Below are 2,297 nucleotides of genomic sequence, written 5' to 3' on the forward strand. Positions count from 1 at the left end.
TAAAGGCCTAGGCTTTTTAGTTGCCATTTGACAGGCATTTTGATTGTAAGTTTAATCGTAATAGCATTGAAAAACAAAGTAATGCATAAAATTGAACCTGAAACTTTTTGCCCGGCAAGCCAACAAGAATGGAGACAATGGTTACTCGAAAATCATAGTTCAAAACAATCTGTTTGGCTTATTTATTCTAAAAAAAAAGCGAATAACCCTACACTAACCTGGACACAGGCAGTGGATGAAGCCCTGTGCTTTGGCTGGATAGACAGCAAGGCTAAACCTTTAGACGATGAAAAATACCTTCAATTTTTCTGCCAAAGGAAACCGAACAGTGGCTGGTCAAAGATTAATAAATTAAAGGTGGAGCAGCTTATTGAACAAGGTTTAATGACGAAGGCAGGTTGTGAAAGTATTGAAAAGGCGAAACAAAATGGTTCCTGGAATATATTGGACGATGTTGAAGAACTTGTTATTCCAGACGACCTTGAAAAGGAATTCAATATCCATCCTGGCTCAAAAGAATTCTTTATGAATTTAAGTAAGTCTGTAAAGAAGCAAATGCTACACTGGCTTGTGCAGGCCAAAAAATTGGAGACAAGGCAGAAGAGAATAAACATCATTACTGAATCTGCAGCCAAAAAACAAAAACCTGAACAGTTCAGATAAGAATTTTTAAGGGCAGATTGCCTATCTTTGCATTTTACCTACCATTGAACACGATTAATAAATACATATGCCCTTTTCATCTTTAGGTTTGTCTCCTGCTTTATTAAAAGTTTTAGCTGAACAGAACTTTACAGCACCTACTCCAATACAGCAAGCAGCAATCCCTGCAATTTTGAATCAAAAAGACGTATTAGGGATTGCCAAAACAGGATCTGGAAAAACCGCAGGTTATGTATTACCAATTTTAACAAACTTACAGCAAACTGTAATAGTAAAAAACAGGCATGTTAAAGTGCTAGTAGTGGTGCCAACCAGGGAATTGGCGATACAGGTGATCGAAGTTTTCCAGCTTTTTAGCCAGGCGCTTCCACAAACGATTAAATGTATGGCCGTATTTGGTGGTGTTTCTATTAACCCCCAGATGATGGCCTTACAAGGTGTTAATGTATTGGTAGCAACTCCAGGAAGGTTATTAGAATTAGTTGAAGCCAATGCTGTTCATTTATCTGGCATTGATACACTTGTATTAGATGAGGCAGACAAAATGCTGAATTTGGGCTTCAAAGAGGAAATGGACAAAATTATTGCCCTTTTGCCTGTAAAGCGACAAAACCTTTTGTTTTCTGCAACGCTAAGTAAAGACATTAAGCTGATTAACCAATTGCTGCTGCAAGATCCTGAGGTGATTCAAATAGCAGAGGAACCTGGTACTTTTGATACCATTACACAAGTGGCTTACAAGGTAACAGATGACAAAAAAGGTCCCCTACTGCGTTACCTCATCAAACAACATGACATGAAACAGGTATTGGTCTTTGCCTCTTCTGTTTATCAGGCGGATGCTATTGTCAACAAACTGGGCAAAAACAATATCGACGCCAGGGCAATTCATAGTAAAAAAAGCCAGGGTGCACGAACTGAAGCAATGCGCCTTTTCAAATCAAACAAATTGAGGGTGTTAGTGGCTACCGATTTATTGTCGCGTGGAATCGATATAGATTTCCTCCCCTATGTCATCAATTACGATTTACCGAGATCTCCTAAGGATTATATCCACCGTATTGGAAGGACCGGTCGTGCTGAAGCCACAGGTGAAGCAATTTCTTTGATTAGTCCAGAGGAAGAGCATCATTTTTCAGTGATACAAAAAAAGATGGGAAAACAAGTCGAGATGATTGATAGTCAATCTTTAAAAGTCGTTTAAGTTTTCATAAATCAACAAGTAAAAAAGGGTGGTATAAATGGTTTTTATCAGAATCATTAACAGAGAGTCGTATTCTTAATTGAATGTTGCAATTCTTAGTTGGATAAGGACCTCATAAAATGGTGTCTACTGCTGGTATTCCTCTATTTGCTCCAGACTAAACTTTTCAGCTAGCGCCACATTGCCTATTTCAAGGAGTGAACCTATTAATAATTCATTGTAGCTGTTGTTATAATGCAGCGGCCTGAAAAAGGCATAATAGTCTTCAAACAATCCGCTCTTTATGATTAACTGAAGAACTTGATCAGTGTATTGATCTCCTAAATTTATACTGTCTGGATTTAGCTGATGATATTGATTAAACACAGTTATGGTCAGTTTTCTCCTCCTCTCCTCACTGCTTAGTCCATGTAATTTTACGAGAAAATTC

At 37.9% G+C, this 2,297-nt stretch carries 3 protein-coding genes; 2 read left to right on the forward strand and 1 reads right to left on the reverse strand.

The window, feature by feature from the left end; all coding sequences use genetic code 11:
* Positions 1 to 81 precede the first annotated feature (81 nt).
* The gene (locus tag ACR2F7_RS11200) at positions 82 to 663 is read left to right on the forward strand and encodes a YdeI/OmpD-associated family protein (protein WP_432713651.1); all 582 of its coding nucleotides are present in this window, start codon (positions 82 to 84) and stop codon (positions 661 to 663) included.
* 67 nt (positions 664 to 730) lie between these two features.
* A complete protein-coding gene (locus ACR2F7_RS11205; protein WP_432713652.1) occupies positions 731 to 1,867 on the forward strand; it encodes a DEAD/DEAH box helicase in 1,137 nt (378 codons plus the stop codon).
* A 126-nt stretch (positions 1,868 to 1,993) separates the two neighbouring features.
* Here ACR2F7_RS11205 and ACR2F7_RS11210 read toward each other — a convergent pair.
* On the reverse strand, positions 1,994 to 2,297 hold a 304-nt coding region (locus ACR2F7_RS11210; protein ID WP_432713653.1), incomplete at its 5' end, for a hypothetical protein.

This window comes from Pedobacter sp. (assembly GCF_045628745.1).
Classification (GTDB): Bacteria; Bacteroidota; Bacteroidia; order Sphingobacteriales; family Sphingobacteriaceae; genus Pedobacter.